Genomic DNA, 19,157 nt, shown 5'->3' with positions numbered 1-19,157 from the left:
CAGAAAAATCCCCACCATCAATCTACATACATATCCCCCCATTTAGTGTTAATCATCAGAAGTGCAGCTACTCTCCCCATTCCGGCATAAAAAAAGGACTGCATCAGCAGCCCCTTAGAGGAAGTCTATTTCGATTCTCTTGCCTTCTACCTATTCAAAATTATAACTAATAACGGCAAAGGACTGCACAGGTGACATCTCCGGCCCCAATCGACCACAGGATGAACAAATCTCCCCTCTGCAGTTCTCCCCGCTCAATTGCCGTATGCAGGGCCAGGAACGGAGATGTTGTGCCTGTATAAGCATATTCAAAGCCAATGAACACGAACTTATCCATCTCCTCATGCAGCATCTCCGCAAACATCGGCAGGGAGCGATAATTCGCCTGGGACAGAAAATACCTGCTGATATCGGCTTTGGTAAATTGGTTCTTCACTAGAAGTCTCTGAATATTCTCGGCCGCTACGGGAGCCAATTTGAGGGGATCATAATCGGGATCGGCATGCAGCATATTCCCTGCCGTATCCTGGTCGGCATACATTCTGGACAGCCCGCTCTTAGGGAAAGCCATCCCTCCGATCTGCTCGGTGTTGGTGTAGAAGATAGAATCAATAACACCGGCTTTCTCCTCCGTCTTCTCCAGCAGGACAGCACAGGCCGCATCACCAAAGATGGATTTGACCAGTTCGTCCGTCTCCGCCCCATACCGATTCATTTGTTCTGAACCGACAACAAGAGCGTATTTCATTGAAGGATGAGACTGCAAGTAACGGGTCGCCTGCTCGATGGCCACCACCATGCCTACACAGGCTGCGTTGATATCATAGACCATGGCCTCATGCTTCCCATTCAGTGCCTTATGCACGAAGGCGGCATTCGGCGGGACGAGATACTCTGGTGTTGCCGTTGAGAAGCAGATCATATCCAGATCTTGTCCTGTAATTCCTGATTGAGCCAGAGCCTTGCGAGAGGCTTCAATCGCCATCGTGATCGGGGTCTGTGTACCTGACTTATCCAGATATCTATCCTTTCGGCCGATCGCCTCAAGCAAGCGCTCGATTTCTTTGCCTTGCCCTCGAAACTCTTCGATCATCTCTTCGAGTGTTACCCGGTCCTCCGGATGATAAATCGCCGTACTTTTAATAGCAACATAGCTCATTTAGCGAGCTGCCTCCTCTTTTTCGACATGATCTAGGGATGTTAATAAATCTTAGTTAGTCAAGTTGTGGGGAACTTCTGTATGATGCCGAAACAGAAGAACAAGAAGTGACAGTCGATTTAGTCTACTCTCTTCTTGCAAGTTTATCTTATCCGAAGCAAACCTTCATAGCCTCTTCATTTGTTGCAACAAATTTACCGCTGAAGTTGGTCTCACGAGCAATCCGCTTTAGCTGCATATTAGCTACCGTCTGGGTTGGATTCACAATAACTGCTACTCTGAACCTCTCATAAATCGCTTTGTAGCAATGCTTGAGAATCGGCAGCAAATCCGGTGAAAAAGTACTCAGAGCTGTCGAATCTACAATGATCGCCCATTCGGCTACATCGGGCATCAGATTTACGTTCTTCTCCAGCTCATTGGTACCTCTTTGGGTTTCTGCTAAATCCGGGTACCCTTCAAGAGTAATATGGATCAGTTTCTTGACCGGATCAATCACGACCTCATCTTTCATTTTGTGAGAGTTGTTCTTGGCTGTCATACTCGCATTTCTCCTTCTTAAGATCATAGATGCGGCCGATTACTTTAACACCTTATAGCATCATGGCTTTTTTGCGTTAAAGCCATCGTTCATCTTTCATTTTTATCGGTAGAAAAAGAAGAAATTTTACATGTCTATTAACCAAAATACAAAAAAACCTGCTGCCACAATTCAGTGTGACAGCAGGTTCTTCCTGCCTGCGGTTATATCAGGCAGCAAACGTTAGCAAAACCTCTACTGCGGCAAGGTTCCAGACGCCCTTCTTGTAGCGGCTAAACCGAACTGGGCAGCAGGCATATCTACTTCGTATATATCCTTACGGTGTTGGCGTACCGCCGTTCGCATTGAGCGTTTCGCCGCTTACATAGCTTGATTCCGGGCTGGCTAGATACACATAAGCCGGAGCCATCTCTACAGGCTGGCCTGGACGGCCCAGCGGGGTCTGCTCCCCGAACTGCGCAAGCTTCTCCTGCGGTTGACCGCCGGACACCTGTAGCGGAGTCCATACCGGTCCCGGAGCCACCACATTCACCCGGATTCCCTTGCTGGCTACTTGTCCGGCCAGAGCCTTGCTGAATGTGTTGATCGCCGACTTGGTTGTGGCATAGTCCAGCAGAATTGGCGAAGGCTTATAAGCCTGGATCGAGGAAGTGTTGATGATCGTGCTGCCCGGCTTCATATGCGGGATCGCGGCTTTACAGATCCAGAACAAGGAGTAGACATTAGTCTTAAAAGTGGCGTCAAACTGCTCTGTCGTAAGGTCGGCAATATCCTCCACAAACTGCTGCATACCGGCAACGTTAGCAAGAATGTCGAGTCCGCCAAGCTTCTCCACAGCCGTATTTACAAGCTGCTGGCAGTACTGCTCATCCTGCAGATCACCCGGCACAGCTACCGCAGTGCGCCCTGCTTCCTGTACCAGCTTCACGACCTGCTGGGCATCCGCCTCTTCCTCTGGCAAATAGGACAGCACAACATCCGCACCTTCACGAGCGAAGGCTATAGCCACTGCCCGGCCAATGCCGCTGTCAGCCCCAGTTACGATCGCTTTGCGCCCGATTAATCGGCCCGTGCCGCGGTAGCTTTGCTCCCCGCAGTCTGGAACCGGCTGCATCTCCTGCTGAATCCCCGGCGCCTCCTGCTTCTGCTTCCATTCGGGTCCTGCCTTCGGATATTGTACGGAAGGGTCCTGCATGGTGTATTGATCAGCCATCTGCTTCTCCTCCTCTTAAGGTTATATTATTAATAATAGGGTTAGTGCTTCAGCTCTATTTTATGTAACCTTCAATCCCCGAATTTAAACAATGCCAAGCAAGCACAGCCTCGCTCAGAAATACCCATTCGTACTCGCACCTATAGATGCATTAAAAAACCTTTCCCAACGGACCGGACTGCATCTTCCGCTCCATCAGGAAAGGCCTTTGATCTTGAAATTACTGTACCCACACTTTAAAGAAAGTGGTGCTGCTCAGCGTGCTTCGCAAGCCATACACGATATTGCTGAGCACATACTCGCCCTCGTTAACGAAGATTTCAATCAGATTAGGCTCCACAAAGATATCCAGCTTGCATGCTGAACCAATCTCAGGAGTATGAAATTGCATTCCGCTTCCTTCCAGCCCCTCAAAAACTTTGGAGCGATCTGTACAAAGGGCGCCTTGTTCAAGCGCAATCCGGTAACCACCAATATTCATAGCATCCCCTGTAGCGAAGGACACGCTAATATGAAACGGCTTGCTGTAGTCAAGCTCCTGAAGAGAGGACAGCTCCCTCTTAAAGCTCTGCATTACCTGAGGATGTACTCTAAAATAAATATGGCCGCGCGTGACCTCTATGACTCGGGGAAGACACATCATCCCGATCCATGGCTTCTCCCCAGCAGATTCCACCCTCTTCGGCATACGCATCCAGGCGATCATAACTCTGCGGCCCTCCGCGTCAAGATTGGTCTGAGGCGCATAGAGATCCTGCCCGTAGTCCACCATTTGGAACGGCTTCGTGATCTCTAGTTGCGCATTCTCCTCCTGGAAAGAAACCAAACTGCAAAGGGCATGACTCGAATAGAGCGCTCCCTCGTGAACTCCCTCCGGTGACATCAAGAGTATAGTATGCTCCTGACCCTCTTGATCGGTAAGGGGAAATAAATCCGGGCACTCCCACATATGGCCTAGGTCGGGCCTTGAATAGCTGTTCACATAATGCCAATGGAGTAAGTCCTCACTCCTGTAGAATAAGAGCTTCCCCTGCCCCTCAGAACGTGTACCCAGGACCATGTAGTACCCCTTCTCACTCTTCCACACCTTCGGATCTCTTGTGTGGGCCCGATCGCCCTGCTGCGGATCTAGAATGGGTGGCAGGATCATACGCTTCTTATTCAAATTATCAAAAGTCATCCCGTCTTCCGAAACCAGTAAAGCCTGGCTCGATTCAAACCTCTGATCTACAATGAGATGCACATTTTCTTCATTGAAAGCCTCATATTTTACCCCGGTGTAATAGAGATACAGCTTGCCCTCTGCTTCGATGGCAGACCCCGAAAAGCAGCCGTTGCGATCGTACCCTTTGCTCGGAAACAGCGCAATGCCCCGATGTTCCCAGTCTATCAGGTCCTGGCTTACGGCATGGCCCCAGTGCATGGTTCCCCACATCGTGTCGTATGGGAAGTATTGATAGAACAAATGATATTCACCCTGATAATAAATAAAGCCGTTGGGATCGTTGATCCAGCTCCCTGGCGCTTTGAGATGCAACTGATCGATCTTCAAATGACAACCTCCTCAGTTTAGCCCTTCACCGCAGAGCCTACAGTCATCGCCCGCTCTACCTGCTCACTCAGGAACAGATAGACAAGCACCATCGGCAGCGAGGCGATCGTCATCACCGCGCCCATAGCTCCCCAATCCGTGCTGTACGAGCCTTGGAAGAATAGAAGACCGAGCGGCAGCGTCTTCATCGTCTCCTCAGAGATCAAAATATAGGCTAGCGTGAACTCATTCCAGTTGTTTAGAAATTGGAAAATAGCTACTGTAGCGATAGCAGGCAGCGCAAGCGGCAGAATAATTTTAAGGAACAGGCCATAAATGCTGGACCCGTCCATACAGGCTGCTTCCTCAATCTCTTTGGGAATCCCTACGAGGAATCCGTAAAATACCATCGTCGAAAAAGGAAGACCGATGGCAACGTATGGAAGAATGAGCGCTCCATACGTATTGGTCAGGTGGAAATCCCGGACCAGAAGCGCAAGCGGAATCATGATAACCTGTAGCGGCATAAACATGCCGATAATCATATAGGTTCGTACTGCTGAGCGGAACCGCCATTTCATACGCGCTACGGCGAATGCAAACATCAAGGCCAGGAGCAGGATCAGTACCGTTGACACGATAGATACAACAAAGCTATTAAGAAAATATCGCGGCACATTGAATTGTTTCCAGGCATTGACGTAGTTTTCAAAGCGAAAATGTGTCGGAAATCCAAACGGATTCGTGACGAAAATCTCATCATTGTTCTTCAAGGAGTAGGAAACCATCCAGAACAATGGATAAATGGAAACAACCAGATACAGCCACAAGGGAATTTGAAGCACGGTTTGTCCAACTTTGCGCAGAGCCGTTCTACTCATTTTGTTCTCCTTTTCATTCCTAGCCAGTTAGGCCTGTTGTCCACGGTCGAACACCTTATTGATGACGAGCGTTGCGAGCAGCGAGATCAGTACCAGCAGCACAGATACGGCACAAGCATAGCCGTAGTTACTCTCCATAAAGGCGTAACGATAGATCATGAAGGTCAAGGTATAGTTGGTAGTACCGGGACCGCCATTGGTCATAATCAGCATCTGCACGAAAGCACCAATACCAGATGTAATGGCAATCACAAAGCAGAATTTAAAGGTTTCTCTCATGAGCGGCAGCGTCACATGCAGATGAGCTCTCCATTTGCTGCAGCCGTCAATGGTTGCTGCTTCAAAATAATCCTCGGGGATCGCCTTCACCCCTGCATAGAGGAGGGCGAATTGATAACCCATGAACTGCCATGCATTGACAAAGGCAATGGCAATGATAGATTGGGTCGGAGAATTAAGCCAATTCTGCTCATATGGAATGTGCAGCAGGCTAAATAAACGATTAATAAGTCCGTTCGTCGGATCATACATGGCAATCCATAGCTGGCAGACCACGGTAACCGACAGCACTACCGGAACAAAATAGGCTGTCTTCAGGAGCTTCCGGCCGCGTGTACGAGGATCTGCGCAGATCAAGGCAAGCACTGTGCCAAGACCGATCTGAAAAACAACCAATACTAGGGCGAAGATCGCGCCATTCTTTAGTGAGGTTCCCAGAAGCGGGTCACCGAACAATTCCTTATAATTGCTAAGCCCCGAGAAAACCGGGGTGCTGAGTCCATCCCAGTCATAGAAGCTGCGAAAAACGGTCTGAAGGACAGGATAAATTAAAACAACGCTGTATATGATCAGCGCCGGGAGCAAAAAAATTGCCAATGCCTTTTTGTTGCCTAAGTAATTATTCATTGCTTGCTCTTCCCCCCTTTTTTTCGTAAGTGCAGTCCTTAGCGGACTATGCGGGCCCGCTAAGGATTGCTTCCGGTTCAATTTCTAATGATCAGTTTTCCTTATCCAGGGCGCGATTCAAGTTTTTCACAAAGTCATCCGCAGAGAAACCGCCGACAAGCAGGTTCTGCGTATTGTCGTTAATGGCATTTTGGATGGCAGTGTTATTTAGCAAGAGCGCATACTTCTGAGCATTTGGAAGAAGCTCATTGACGATCCTCTGCATCATAGCCGGAACGTTTGCCGGGATCGGCTTATCCACCTTCGGTGCTACGATTGGACTGCCAAGCTGAGAATAGCGATATTCGGCAGATTTTGAAGCCAGGAAGGCCGCCACTTTCACAGCCGTCTCTTTATTCTTGCTGCTTGGGGATACAGCATAGCCTGCCGGAGAACCGGCACCGTTAATGAAGTACTTGGATTGCTCGTACGTCGCCTCATCCTTGGCAGGCCAGTACATCCAATCCACTTGGTCCCCCAGCTTCTCCTGAGAGCTGTAAATTTCCCATTGTCCGTTTACGAACATTCCAGCTTTCCCCTGATAGAACAAGGAAGAAGCTTGGTCATAGTTGGTGTTGGTCGCATTCGCATCGAACAATCCGGCTTCCTGCAGTTTCTTCATCTGCTGGGCCGCTGTTACGAACGCCTCCGGCAGCTCCTTTACACCCTTCTGGTCAACAGCGCCAAAGCCTTCAGGCTGCTCACGGGTGACAAGACCGTTATAGAATGCGGTAGTGATCCACTTTTCCTTGGCGAAGATAGACATTGGAACGTAACCATCATCCTTCAGCTTCTTGGCGGCATCTGCCATCTGATCAAATGTCTTGATCGGAGTCTGGATCCCCACCTTGTCGAAGATCGATTTATTGTAGTAAATAATCTGGAACTCAATTCCGGTGTCCGGGTAAGCGTACACATGATTGTCCGGAGCAACCAGGCGGGAATCCACGCCCGGATTGAGGCTCTTCTTGAACTCGCTTGTCGTTTCATAATCATCCAGCAATTCTACGTTCTTTGACTTGGACAGAGTTTGGAGCGTTGGCCAGTCAGTGAAATAAATGTCGGGCATATTCCCCGTGGCCGCATAGGTTTTCAGCTTCTGATAACCGTCCTGAACAGCAGGGTCCAACTCAATCTGTACATTCGGCATTTCCTTCTTCAACTGCTCTACTGCATAATCGAAGGGCTTAGACGTGTCTTCATCAAAATGCTGTGCGTATACCTTAAGCTTGATCGTGCTATTGCCTGCATTCCCTTCTGAATTGCCCGATCCCGAAGAGGCCGAGTTATTGCTTCCGCAAGCGGTTAACCCGATAGACAGTGTAAGCGTTAGCAATATTGCACTGAATCGATTTCGGTTCATCTTCATGGTGTTGTCCCCCTTGTATTCATCTCTTTGATTGCGCTTTCACAACCATGTCCTTAGTATAATCAACAACGATGTCCTTCTTTAAGGAACAAAACGGGCTCTTTCTGTAAAAAACGGGACAAAAATAAACAGATTCCGCGCAGGAATCCGTTCTTAGTATTTTTTCTTCAGCTGCTCATACTCTGTCGGCGTCATGCCAAAGCGCTTTTTAAAAGACTTGCTGAAGTAATTTGGATCGCTATAGCCAACTAATTCAGCAACCTCCGATAGCTTTCGATTGCCGGTTAGCATCAGCTCCTTAGCCTTCTTCAGACGAATATGCGTGATATGCTCTACGATCGAATAGCCCGACTCCTTCCGGAAGACACGCCTTAGATAGCTCGGATCTACAAAGACTCCATTCGAAACCTGCTCCGCAGAAAGCCCGGGGTCCGAGTAATGCTCCTCAATGTAAGCAATCGCTGCTGCAAACAGTTGGGATGCCTTAGTAGGACGAAGATCATCCATCAACAGGATCAGTCTGCGGTACAAGGAGACCACCCATTCTTCGGCCTCTTCCCAGTTATTCAATCCGCGCAGTAGATGGTAAGGAGACGTGGTATCTGCCCCATCCCAGAGCTGATCATAGGGAATCCCCCGCTCACTTGCAAAAGACATAGCCAGGGATAGTATTCCTATCAGCATCGCATCCGCGTATTCATCCCTCCAAGGATATCCGCGCAGCTGACGAACCGCCTTGCGCACCTCGTCCAGCGCCTCGCTGTCCCTCATGCGGAGCCCCATAATGACCGCATCCCGTAAGCTGCCAAGGTCTGGGGCTGCAGGGGCTGCCGATCTGCTAGGCCAAGTTCCCTCCGCTTGCTCTTCCTGATCGCTTAGTCCTTCTTGAGGAAGATTGGGCAGCTCCGGCTTAATCCGGTTCAACATAGCGACCAGCTCTTCCGCGTCAAACGGCTTAAGCAGATAATCTTTAACCCCAGTACGTACCGCCTGCTGCAGATATTCAAATTCATTATGGCCGGAGACAAATACAATCACTGTACGCTCGAATCTTACCTTCAGCTTCTGCGCAAGCTCAATTCCATCCATAAACGGCATGTTAATGTCAACCAGCGCCAAATGCGGCTTATGCTTCTCAGCTTCCAACAGAGCCTCTTGACCATTCCTTGCTTCGCAGCACACCTGAAAGCCTAGGCTTTCCCAATCCATCTTAATCCGAAGAAAGTCGCGGAACAGCGGCTCATCATCAACAATCATTACTCGATACATCTTCTGGTTCACTCCCTATGTTCTGCATGGGCAGAGACAGGTCCACCCGTGTTCCTTCTCCTACAGCACTATATACCGTAAGCCCATATTCCTCGCCAAAATACAGGCTAAGCCGCCTCTGCACACTATAAGTTCCGATCGAGCGTGCCCCTTCCTCATGCAGATGCCTCGACATAATGGCTTTCACCTTCTCCTCGTTCATTCCTACTCCATTGTCCTCCACACGCACGATCACCTTGTAGTCCTGAGTAAAGGCAGAGATTCGAATAATCCCTTTGACCCCTTTCTCCTTCAGACCGTGGTAAATCGCGTTCTCGACTATAGGCTGAAGGGACAGCTTAGGGATCGGCGTTCCGGTAAGCTCCGGCGGAATATCTATCTCATAACGAAATACATCCGGATAACGAACCTGCAGAATGGACAAGTAATCATCAGTTATCCGGACCTCCTGCTCTAAAATGACCAGCTCTCTTCCTTTATTCAGCGCCATTCTATAAAAGTCCGCAAGCGCTTTGGTCGTATCCTTGGCCTCATCATATCGTTCCAGTTCGTTCAGTGCATAGATCGTATCCAGCGTATTGTATAGAAAATGCGGCTTGATCTGAGCGCTCATCAGTGCGAGTTCATACTCCCGCTTGTGGTTCTGCTCTTGCCTGACAGCATCCAGCAGCTCCCGAACCCGTCCTACCATAAAATTAAAGGCTTCGCCAATCATGCCAATCTCATCCTTCGTTCGCACAGGTGCAACCGTGTGAATATCCCCATTAACGACCTTACGCATGGCCCTCGCCAACTGTTCGAGCGGGCTCACGACCATTCGGGAGAGGAAGCTTGCTCCAAACAGAGAGAATACAAGACAGAACAGGCCGATCCATATCATCAATCTGACATTTTGCCGCACATCAGCCGTAAGCAAGCTGAGCGAAACCACGTTCACCAATTTCCAGCCCATTCGATCATAATTCATTACAGTAATCAAATTACCGTTATCCTTGATTGAGCAAGTACTCTGCGACAATTCCAACCTGCACTGCTGCATCGCTTCAGCGAGACCAGCATCTGCAGGCCGCATTAATGTGTCCCGATCTGCTGCAACTACAATCTGGTTGTCATGATCAAGAAAATAATACGCCTTCGGGGCCGATGAATCGCCGGAATGCAAATAAGCTGACAATCGTTTCTCTTTCACCATAAGGAACAGCGTGCCGTAGGGTTCACCCGTATCGATGTTAATGACGGTCTTCCGTAAAGTCAAAATCGGAGAGTTCTGATCCGGCGTAAGATAATCCCTCTGCTCCATCCCCATCCAGGAAGCGGTTCCATAACTATCCGTGTCTTTATTCAATAACACCTTATTCCATATCCGGTGCTTGTCCCCTTTCTCATCGTACGAAGAATAAATGGTTCCTTCCGTATCGACAAATACTGCGCCATCGACTTCTCGGAAAATCGATACATCGATGGATAGACGGCTCTGCATGAGATTGCCGAACCGAATCCTCGCAACAGAAGAGTCTTGAGATGATAGGCTGCTTGATTCGTAAAGCCGGTTGATGTTAGTGACCATAATGTTCGATGCCGTCTCCACGCTGCTGAAAATATAATCGGTCCGCGACAAAATGAGCTGAGATTCATCCGCAACATTACTGGTCGTTCGCTCGATCAAGGAGCGGCTGAAGATCTGGCTGGACCAGATGCCGAGAATCAGCAGTGAGAGGATAATGAGCGGAAGAAACAGGACAATAACCTTACTCTTAAAATGAAGCTGACCAAACCACTTTTGCACAAAGGAAAAGAGATTCAACATGATCGTCCCCCGACGCCTAAGAATATTCATCATGTTAACATAACTGCTTCGTTAAGGAGTAGACGAATTATGATGCTAACTTCTAAATCCTACATTCGAACTAAATTTTGCCCCATTCAGCCCTTAAATTCTATTAATTGTTAATTCACATTGCGCTGATTAGCATGTAAAAAATAAGCGGCTCCAGGATTGCCCTGAAGTCGCCCAAGAATCAATGGTTTGTCTTTATTCCGTTTGTTGTTCGTCCTTATTATACGGTCGTTTGTATAATCCAAAAACAAAATATCCCACGATGACAATCGCCATAAAGGAAGCTCCGACAATTAAAGACAATCGAGTGTCCGGGTTGAACCACATGCCGAGAATGACGAAAGCCAAAAACACGATGGTGATATAGTTGCTGACCGGGAAAAATCGGGATTTGAACGGATGCGCGTCCATCTGATCCTTCCATCTTCTTCTGAACTTGAACTGACTGATCACAAGAGCAAACCAAGGCACCATGCCTGGAAGGATGCTCGCACTGTAAATATACAGGAACAGCTTTGAATCAGGCGCAATATAGTTGAACAGCACGCCGATCAGCAGCAGGGCAATGGTCGTAAGGATGCTGTTCCGAGGCACACCGCTCTTTGAAACCTTGCCAAAGAACTTCGGAGCCTGTCCATTCTTGGCTAGGGTGAACAGCATTCTGCCTGCACTGTAAATCCCGCTGTTGCAGCCTGACATGGCAGCTGTAAGGACCACGAAATTGATGATCCCCGCTGCAGCAAGGATGCCGACCTTAGAAAAGGTAAGCACAAACGGGCTTCCGATCTCACCCACCTGGTTCCATGGATAAATCGTCACGATCACAAAGATGGCTCCAACATAGAAAATCAGAATGCGCCAGATAATATTTTTAATCGCCTTACGAAGGGTTTGCTTGGGCTCGTCCGCCTCGCCAGCTGTAATACCTACCATCTCAATGCCCTGATAGGCGGCCGTTACAATACAGAGAGCAAAGAGAAATCCCTTGAGTCCCCCTGCAAAGAAGCCGCCATGGCTGTAAAGATTAGATAAGCCGATAGGTTCCCAACCGTTACCAAGACCGAAGAAGATCATTCCGGTTCCCAGCACCAGCATCACAACAATAGCTACAATCTTAACCAATGCGAACCAGAACTCAAATTCACCGTAGAACTTGACCGCAGCCAGGTTGGCAGCGGCAATAATTCCTACCCCAGCTAAAGCCGGCAACCACTGCGGAATATCCGGGAACCAATACCCTACATAGATGCCGATTGCCGTCACTTCGGCCATGCCAACCGTAACCCACAGGAACCAATAACTCCAGGCCGTCAGGAAACCCGCGAGCGGGCTGATGTACTTATGGGCGAACGTTGCAAAGGACCCGGTTACCGGCTCAAGGAGCAGCATCTCTCCCATGGTGCGCATCACGAAAAACATGATGATTCCGGCTAGGAGATAAGCCAGCAGCACTGATGGACCTGCCCACTTAATCGTGCTTGCTGACCCCATGAACAACCCTACACCAATCGTGCCTCCGAGCGCGATCAGCTCAATATGCCTTGGCTTCAACCCTCTAGTTAATTGCTTGGACTCCACAAGAAGCTCCTCCTCTTAGTTATCTTCATGATTATTAAGATCAGGAAGCTTTTCTTCCTATTCTTGTCACGTCACTTATGCGCATTGACGTTTCATTGCGTCAAAGCAAGTTAGGAAAATTGTATGATAAAGCAGTTGGAATTACAACAGAAATCTTTAGGGATTTCCTGGCCTATAGTGTAACCAAACTTTCCAGTTAACAAAAAAAAGCCCACGCAGGCCTTTAAAAAAGGCGCGTAAGCTTGTCTGTGTTTATTTCAAATGAATCAATCCCCGGTCTGCAAGTAACCATTGATGGCGAATGTCTTATTTGCAGGGTTACCGTTCGTTACAACAAATTTATACTTGCCGCTTCCATCTGTCTTCAAGGTCTTGATTAAAGTGCCGTGGTTCAGCTCCTGGTTCAGACTAAAGCTATCCACAAGCGTATCAAAGAAAAGTCCTTTCTTATAAAGCTTAAATTCAACGATCGGCACCAGACCTGGGCCATTAGGATAATTCATTTGCGTAATATACGTTTTAACCGTACTAGAATCTATGCTAATATAGCCGGAATCTATGCTTTCTTTAGCCCCTATGGTCGTATTGAAGGACCAAAGCCTTGTGGCAGCACTTGCACTGGACGCCAGAACCGTGAAGATCAGCAGAACGGAAAGAGTAAGAGCAGAAATCTTTTTCATTAAGCTACCTCCCAAATATTGGTTTATAGTACACTATCATCCTACCTTTTCATCCCAGAAAAGTAAACTAGTTTTTAAATAAAATTTAAGTGGATTTCTTTTGTACTATAAATACAGGCTCGACATCAAAAGGACCCTGCTAAATTTTGTTTAGCAGAGTCCTTTATGTCTATTTATCTAAATCATATTAATTCTTCTTCTTTCTCCCGAGCAGGATCAGGTAATCGAAAGTCACCTCAAATTGGCGCCGCATCACCACCTGCTGCACAAGCTCAGGCGACACGCCCCAGGATAGCGGAGTCATATGGATCAGCGCTTCCAAATGCTGATTCTCTAAAACAAGAGTGTACCTGACTGGACGAATCTCCTCCAGCTCAAAGCTGCGCTGAAACAGATCCAGCGTTCTCTGATTAGAATATACCGCCCTGTCTGTCTGTTTATAAAATATATCTCTAAGCTCTTGCAGATACTTGCTGCCGGGAATCACTTTAAGAATCATGCCACGATCTGCAAGCATTCTATGAAATTCTGCATAGTTGGACGGCGATAGAATATTCAGCAAAAGATGAATCCGCTTGTCCGCTATGGGACACTTGGCGAGATCAGCAACGCACCACAGCATCTGGGGATTACCCCCAGCAGCCATAGTTATGCCTTCCTTAGATATATCCACGCCAATCCCCAGCATACTGCCGTATTGCCCTTGTGCTAAGAGTCTTTGCTGGATATTTCGTAACAGCGCGCCTTCTCCGCACCCGGCGTCCATGACGACTGCCGGTCCTTCTTCAGCTTCAGCAAGGCCATGCTCCATGACCATCTCAGCGATTTCCGCCGTTAAAATATCAAAGCAGCCCGCTTCACTCAGCCTTCTGCGTGATTTGAACAATGCCTTGTCATATTTCGTCTTCGCCGCATGGGGCAGCAGGTTCACATATCCCCGCTTGGCGATATCAAAGCAGTGGCGCTCGCTGCAGACCAAGCTGTTGTCTTCATCAGCCTTCATCGGAGTTCTGCATATAGGGCATACAAACATGTGCGCATACTCCGAGATCAGGCACATCTTATCTATATTAGTCATCCTAATCACCTCATTCATTCGTTAGAATAGCAAATGAAAAAGGCACAGTGAAATAAACCCATGTCACCATAACAAAAAAAATGACTTGAGCCTAATTAACTGTACCTCTCATTAACGTAAACGAATGAATTTGATGATCATTGTAAGTCACACCTCTTTAGCAAGCAGTAGATAGAGCATTAGTCGCTCCCTATTAATATAACATAGAGGCCCAGGGCCAGTCAGCCTGTAGCCTCCATAATGCATAGAACTAGCCATGCACCCATTTTACTCCTCGTTCCCCGCATAATAAAAGGTAACGCCCGACTGCTTCGCACTTAACGCATCGATCTTGAGCATCGCTAGTTCTCCTCTGCGGCTCGGCCGGAGCATATCTTACCTTACCCGTGACTGTGGCCATATCTGGCTCTGATGCGGTCGCCCCTAATCTCGAAGCGCTGCTTGTCGGAGTTCCGGACCACCTCTTCCACATCCTCCCGCTGAAGCCATGCCCACTTCCGCTCCTTCTGAAGAGCCTCTAACAGCTCCTCCATCCGGCATGACCCGTCCTCAGGGTCTAGGACAATACCAAACTCCTCCGGCGTATGCCTAAGCAGCTTGGTCATCAGCTTGCTCAAGCTTTTCTCTGTATTCGGAGCTAACACTTCATTCACCTCCATCTTCTGTCGCAACCTTATAGTCTAATTACATCATATCAGGCCTTTTCTTTTAGCTTCCTGCACCGCGGCCAGCCGGTTGGAAACTTCAAGCTTGCCGAATATATTAACGATATGGGTTTTTACCGTAGCAAGGGAGATACACAGCCGATTTGCGATTTCAGAATTCGTTAACCCGGCGGCAAGCTCGGCGAGTACCTCAAGTTCTCTTGCACTTACTATTTCCTTGGTATTTGTCTGGTGAGGAATTGTACAAATCCTGGTCACATCCTTCAGGAACTGCTGTTCACCTTCATTCAGATCCACGGCCGTGGATGAATTGATGATGGGAAGAAGTGAACTTAATACCGTTCGCTCCAAGAAGAAGGGCTGAAGAATCTCGTTGTCCCGGGCATAGTGCAGGGCCTCCTGGAGATAATTTTCGATCGTTCGCGTTTTGCCGCAGCCGCTTGTGACCAGCAGCCTGATTTTCAATAAACTGGCTTCAACCAGGCGGAGCCGATTCTTATGAGCCCTTGAGAAAGCAAGCACATGGTCTATATGCTGCATGGCCGTCTCCATTTCACCTTTGTCGGCTAACATTCGGGCAAATAACAACTGCGCACCGAGCGTCCCTTTCTCGGCACCCTGAAGCCTAAATTCCTGTATAAACCATTCAGCCACTTCTGTTTTCAGTAAACCCATCGTATATAAGAGGCTTAACAATCGATCAAGCTGTAAAATGTCCTTTGAAAAATAACCCTCCAGCATTTTATCCACTACTCGCGCACCCTTCTGTGCATTGCCAAATAGCAGCTCATATTCAGCCTGATGGTATTCATAACCCAGTTCCACCATAAAAGACGGAACAACGCGGCTGCTTATGATTCGGCTTGTCGCTTCCAGAGCCTCTTTCGCCCGAGCTTCGTCCATGCGCTTATGATACACGCCAATACTTCCTATATAGTAATTGTAGCCCAAGGCATCCATCATCGTGGAAGAGTGCAGCAGACTCTCCATCCGGGCATAAGTGGCTAAGCTCTCATTGAATCTGCCCATCTCCTCCATGAGCTGCGCTTTGGAAGACAGTGCATAGTAATCCATACAGATGTTGGCCCTGCCCCCGATTTCCAGAGCACGATCCGCAAATTCCTCACATTGTGTGTAATTATGCTGCGTTAGAGAAATATTGGCATTCTCAATCAGCAGCAGTGACTGCGTTACCGGGCTGAGCTCCAAGTCTTCAATTTGCTGAAGCGTCAATAAGATGGCCAGGGTAGGATCATTTCTTCCGTCACCGATGTACAGACTAATATTTTGCAGTCCCTTTAATATCTCGTCCCCCTTGTATTTCTCCTCAAGCGCACTGCAAATCTCACGGCTGCGGGCAAGCTGGAGGCTGCTAATGTTATACATCAGACACTGGACTGCCAGATTAATATTAGAGATCAGAACATGAAGCGGCAGCTTATCTATCCAAAACCACGTCTCCACCGTTTCTTCCATCCTGCATAAGATCTGCTTAGCCCGCTCAAATTCCTCCGCGATGAACAGATGACGAAGAGCTTCTCCTTTGTCGCCTCTACGCTCCAGAATCTCTGAGGCTGCTTGATGGAGCTCTACTTGAACCGGCTTAGGAAGGGTCATAAATTGCTGCATTAAATATTCGCCCAGAATATTATGATAGCGATAGATCCCTTTCTCCTCGTTAATACAAGTAATAAACAGATTCTTATCGCTCAGGATTTGGACCATGTTATGAAAATCCGCCCCAACTTGCAAATGCCTGCATAGCTCCTCGTCAAAATACGCTAAAATACAGGTTGTCGTCAGAAAATTACGCTCTTCCTCTGTCAGCAGCCTGAACACCTCACGCGTAAGGTAATCGGCTGTGATGCCGCTGCCCGCCGCGTGCAGCAGACCCTTGCAGGCCCCGCCTGCTGCGGCTACAAGCTGCAAGCCGCCTACCCAACCTTCGGCAGCATCATTCATTTGATGAAGCTCCTCATCACTAGCAGAGAGCTGCAGGGTCTCTTTGAGAAAGCGAAGGCCTTCCTCATGGGACAAACGCAGTTTGCTTCCATCTATAAAAAGCAGCTGTCCTGAAACTGCGAACTCTCCCAAATAAAATACAGGGTTCTCTCTGGACAGCATAATTAGATGAAGATTATCCGGCATGGATTTCAAGAAAAACTCCAGACTATCAAGAAGTGCCTTATTGTGAATACAATGCATGTCATCCAGCACCACGTAATAATCCTGGTCACAGCAAAGGCGATTAATGACGAGGGTGAGCAGACTCTCCACATGTGCTTTGTCAATGCTCGAGCGCAGCAGAGATAAAATATCCTCCAGCTCCTCCCCAAGGAATTCCCCAACCGCTGCTATAAAATAATGCCAGAAGGAAAACACATGGTTATTTCCCTCATCGAGCGACAGCCAAGCTGTATGCTGAGGAGCCTGCTCCGTAATAAACGAGGAGATCAGTGTCGTCTTGCCCATGCCTGCGGCCCCCATAATATAGATGACCTTCATTTCACGGGAACTCTGAAGCTGTGCAAACAATTCATGTCTTGCAATATAATTCCTACGCGGGGCGGGCATTTTCAGTTTTGTGGATAGCAGCACCAAGTCATGTGTATCTTCATATTTCATAGGGATGTATAATGACCCTTCTTAGCAATTTTTAACTTGATTGTAGGCCTTGATTGCAGCATTTACAAGAGCATTAGTGCCTTCTAACATATTGCTTCTGCAGCTTCAACACCGAGATGACAAAGAAGATTACCGCAATCAGGACAACATAAATTAACGAACCCACATGTGTCCAAGCCCTGTGATTGGCCATACCTTCAGCGAATATCAACAACTGCCTTTGAGGCAAAATAGAAATGATGCGGTCCAGGATCGGATTATCCCTGCTGAAGGCATAGAAGCTGCCCGCCAGGACCGAAGTCAGCGCCAGAATACTATTTCCCAGCATCATGGCATTATCCGGCTTGTTAAATAGCATATTGAGTAATAGAGCAAAGGAGATCCCCAGGATGCTCATGATGAAAATAAGTAAACCGTACTGCAAGAGATTAAAGCCAATATCAACTCCCGCTACCAGCTTCATCATTACCAGCCCCGCATAGATCGGCAAGAACATCGTCAGGCAATAGATGCAGTGAGCTAAGAGGTAGCTCGCTAGGGAAATCGGCGATGCGGTCACCCGGGATAACTGTCCCTTTTCTTTATCCTCTGCAAAAGTGAACAAATACATAAAGGAACCTACCAGCAAAAACATCATCAAAAAACCGATAATATTCTCGCCGATTCCCCTTTCTCCTTCAGCACCCGCTTTGCCAGGATCCCGATGTTGTAAGAGGCTCAGCAGCATCGCCTTAAACTTCTCATTCTTAAGGGTTGTAATTTCGTACTGCCCCTCCCCACGGTTGACGACATAAGCATCATATTGGTGCCGGACCAAGGCGGATAACGGCGGCTCCTGTTCCATAACGGTAATATCTAAATCGTCGGAGCTTGTGGGCGCATTATCTGTTGGATGAATATACACAATATGCGCTTTGACCTGCTGCTCGCTGGTTACATAAATAGCCAGAACGATCATCGCCAGCATCATCCCGATCATGGTTAATATCATTGGGAGGCGCTTGAGCATGCGGCAATAATTATTAATTAATACAGTTAGCATAAGTAGTCCTCCGCTTTAAACAGCTTCATACAGCCTAGCACGAACAGAAGGGACAATATCACACTTCCCGTAAGCACAGGCCATACCACACTAAGATTCGCATCAAATATAATTGCAAAAAAGGCGTCCGCCAGCCACTTCACGGGCGATAATCGGGAAATCCAGGCCATCGCTCCGCCCATCCCATCCCAGGAAAAAAAGGTTCCCCCTAGAAAAGCTAAAATGTTAAGAGCACTGCTAACCAGCGTACTTGCCCCTTCTTCTGATTTGAAAACGCAGCAAAGCATGATGCCAAATGCACAAGCCGCAAACTCAATCGGGGCCATTAATAGGAGGATAAACCCGATATTGCGCCCGCCGATATCAAGCTGGAGCAGAGGGATCACCGTACCCAAGACAAGCAGATGGCAAATATAATTGAACAGACTGGATGCCGCGATTTTGGAGAAATAAATAGGGAATTTGCCGACCGGTGAATGAATGATCCGCAGATTCGGCTTTTTGATATCCCGTTCCATAAAAGCATTGGTTGCCGTCATCGCCCCGTTCAACATGGCGTAGATCAGAAGGCTTACCGCATAATAGTTATACGCGTCCGAAGCCTTCGCATAAGCGCCGCTTGTAAGAAAGCCCATGATCAGAATCAGCAGAATATTAAATACGGTATTGAGGCTAACTAGAACCGGATTCCTGACCATGTTCTTCATATCCATTTTAAAAATCTGAATAAAACCGCTCATTGTT

16 protein-coding genes are annotated in these 19,157 nt (G+C 47.9%); all 16 read right to left on the bottom strand.

Annotated elements, in window-relative coordinates:
• Nucleotides 1-166: 166 nt before the first annotated feature.
• Nucleotides 167-1,159, bottom strand: a complete 993-nt coding sequence (locus DCC85_RS04035; protein WP_108464417.1) for a ketoacyl-ACP synthase III — start codon at nt 1,157-1,159, stop codon at nt 167-169.
• A gap of 148 nt (nt 1,160-1,307) precedes the next feature.
• Nucleotides 1,308-1,700, bottom strand: coding sequence for a hypothetical protein (locus DCC85_RS04030; protein ID WP_108464416.1), 393 nt, complete (start codon nt 1,698-1,700; stop codon nt 1,308-1,310).
• A gap of 316 nt (nt 1,701-2,016) precedes the next feature.
• Complete coding sequence (locus DCC85_RS04025; protein WP_108464415.1) at nt 2,017-2,913, bottom strand: SDR family oxidoreductase; 897 nt, start codon at nt 2,911-2,913, stop codon at nt 2,017-2,019.
• 220 nt (nt 2,914-3,133) lie between these two features.
• Nucleotides 3,134-4,465, bottom strand: coding sequence for a glycoside hydrolase family 32 protein (locus tag DCC85_RS04020; protein WP_108464414.1), 1,332 nt, complete (start codon nt 4,463-4,465; stop codon nt 3,134-3,136).
• Between the two features lie 17 nt (nt 4,466-4,482).
• Complete coding sequence (locus DCC85_RS04015; RefSeq protein ID WP_108464413.1) at nt 4,483-5,325, bottom strand: carbohydrate ABC transporter permease; 843 nt, start codon at nt 5,323-5,325, stop codon at nt 4,483-4,485.
• A gap of 27 nt (nt 5,326-5,352) precedes the next feature.
• Nucleotides 5,353-6,231 (bottom strand): carbohydrate ABC transporter permease, encoded by an 879-nt coding sequence (locus DCC85_RS04010; RefSeq protein ID WP_108464412.1) that lies wholly within the window; start codon nt 6,229-6,231, stop codon nt 5,353-5,355.
• Nucleotides 6,232-6,322: 91 nt separating this feature from the next.
• Nucleotides 6,323-7,639 carry an ABC transporter substrate-binding protein gene (locus DCC85_RS04005; RefSeq protein ID WP_108464411.1) on the bottom strand — a complete coding sequence of 439 codons (1,317 nt, stop codon included), beginning with the start codon at nt 7,637-7,639 and terminating at the stop codon, nt 6,323-6,325.
• Nucleotides 7,640-7,792: 153 nt separating this feature from the next.
• Nucleotides 7,793-8,908 (bottom strand): response regulator transcription factor, encoded by a 1,116-nt coding sequence (locus DCC85_RS04000; protein WP_108464410.1) that lies wholly within the window; start codon nt 8,906-8,908, stop codon nt 7,793-7,795.
• Nucleotides 8,886-10,715 carry a sensor histidine kinase gene (locus DCC85_RS03995; protein WP_234414337.1) on the bottom strand — a complete coding sequence of 610 codons (1,830 nt, stop codon included), beginning with the start codon at nt 10,713-10,715 and terminating at the stop codon, nt 8,886-8,888. The genes DCC85_RS04000 and DCC85_RS03995 overlap by 23 nt, the downstream gene beginning before the upstream one ends.
• Nucleotides 10,716-10,940: 225 nt before the next feature.
• Nucleotides 10,941-12,323: an amino acid permease gene (locus DCC85_RS03990; RefSeq protein WP_108464409.1), complete on the bottom strand. Its 1,383-nt coding sequence runs from the start codon at nt 12,321-12,323 to the stop codon at nt 10,941-10,943.
• A gap of 266 nt (nt 12,324-12,589) precedes the next feature.
• Nucleotides 12,590-13,003: a hypothetical protein gene (locus DCC85_RS03985; RefSeq protein ID WP_108464408.1), complete on the bottom strand. Its 414-nt coding sequence runs from the start codon at nt 13,001-13,003 to the stop codon at nt 12,590-12,592.
• Between the two features lie 187 nt (nt 13,004-13,190).
• A complete protein-coding gene (locus tag DCC85_RS03980; protein ID WP_234414336.1) occupies nt 13,191-14,081 on the bottom strand; it encodes a putative RNA methyltransferase in 891 nt (296 codons plus the stop codon).
• A 380-nt stretch (nt 14,082-14,461) separates the two neighbouring features.
• Nucleotides 14,462-14,725 carry an RNA 2'-phosphotransferase gene (locus tag DCC85_RS03975; RefSeq protein ID WP_234414335.1) on the bottom strand — a complete coding sequence of 88 codons (264 nt, stop codon included), beginning with the start codon at nt 14,723-14,725 and terminating at the stop codon, nt 14,462-14,464.
• A 45-nt stretch (nt 14,726-14,770) separates the two neighbouring features.
• The gene (locus DCC85_RS03970; protein ID WP_108464407.1) at nt 14,771-17,371 is read right to left on the bottom strand and encodes a winged helix-turn-helix domain-containing protein; all 2,601 of its coding nucleotides are present in this window, start codon (nt 17,369-17,371) and stop codon (nt 14,771-14,773) included.
• A 73-nt stretch (nt 17,372-17,444) separates the two neighbouring features.
• A complete protein-coding gene (locus DCC85_RS03965; RefSeq protein WP_108464406.1) occupies nt 17,445-18,413 on the bottom strand; it encodes an ABC transporter permease in 969 nt (322 codons plus the stop codon).
• Nucleotides 18,407-19,153 carry an ABC transporter permease gene (locus DCC85_RS03960; protein ID WP_108464405.1) on the bottom strand — a complete coding sequence of 249 codons (747 nt, stop codon included), beginning with the start codon at nt 19,151-19,153 and terminating at the stop codon, nt 18,407-18,409. The genes DCC85_RS03965 and DCC85_RS03960 overlap by 7 nt, the downstream gene beginning before the upstream one ends.
• Between the last annotated feature and the right edge of the window lie 4 nt (nt 19,154-19,157).

The sequence above is a fragment of the Paenibacillus sp. CAA11 genome (assembly GCF_003060825.1).
Classification (GTDB): Bacteria; Bacillota; Bacilli; order Paenibacillales; family Paenibacillaceae; genus Fontibacillus.
The sequence above is the reverse complement of the archived record's forward strand: the minus strand, read 5'-3'. Positions and strand labels throughout refer to the sequence as shown.

What these genes read in the sequence shown, in the direction of transcription:
- DCC85_RS03970 (WP_108464407.1), bottom strand. Translation starts at nt 17,371, where the DNA reads ATGAAATATGAAGATACACATGACTTGGTGCTGCTATCCACAAAACTG.
- DCC85_RS04010 (WP_108464412.1), bottom strand. Translation starts at nt 6,231, where the DNA reads ATGAATAATTACTTAGGCAACAAAAAGGCATTGGCAATTTTTTTGCTC.
- DCC85_RS03965 (WP_108464406.1), bottom strand. Translation starts at nt 18,413, where the DNA reads ATGCTAACTGTATTAATTAATAATTATTGCCGCATGCTCAAGCGCCTC.
- DCC85_RS04005 (WP_108464411.1), bottom strand. Translation starts at nt 7,639, where the DNA reads ATGAAGATGAACCGAAATCGATTCAGTGCAATATTGCTAACGCTTACA.
- DCC85_RS03960 (WP_108464405.1), bottom strand. Translation starts at nt 19,153, where the DNA reads ATGAGCGGTTTTATTCAGATTTTTAAAATGGATATGAAGAACATGGTC.
- DCC85_RS04025 (WP_108464415.1), bottom strand. Translation starts at nt 2,913, where the DNA reads ATGGCTGATCAATACACCATGCAGGACCCTTCCGTACAATATCCGAAG.
- DCC85_RS03995 (WP_234414337.1), bottom strand. Translation starts at nt 10,715, where the DNA reads ATGTTGAATCTCTTTTCCTTTGTGCAAAAGTGGTTTGGTCAGCTTCAT.
- DCC85_RS04035 (WP_108464417.1), bottom strand. Translation starts at nt 1,159, where the DNA reads ATGAGCTATGTTGCTATTAAAAGTACGGCGATTTATCATCCGGAGGAC.
- DCC85_RS04030 (WP_108464416.1), bottom strand. Translation starts at nt 1,700, where the DNA reads ATGACAGCCAAGAACAACTCTCACAAAATGAAAGATGAGGTCGTGATT.
- DCC85_RS04000 (WP_108464410.1), bottom strand. Translation starts at nt 8,908, where the DNA reads ATGTATCGAGTAATGATTGTTGATGATGAGCCGCTGTTCCGCGACTTT.
- DCC85_RS03980 (WP_234414336.1), bottom strand. Translation starts at nt 14,081, where the DNA reads ATGACTAATATAGATAAGATGTGCCTGATCTCGGAGTATGCGCACATG.
- DCC85_RS04015 (WP_108464413.1), bottom strand. Translation starts at nt 5,325, where the DNA reads ATGAGTAGAACGGCTCTGCGCAAAGTTGGACAAACCGTGCTTCAAATT.
- DCC85_RS03985 (WP_108464408.1), bottom strand. Translation starts at nt 13,003, where the DNA reads ATGAAAAAGATTTCTGCTCTTACTCTTTCCGTTCTGCTGATCTTCACG.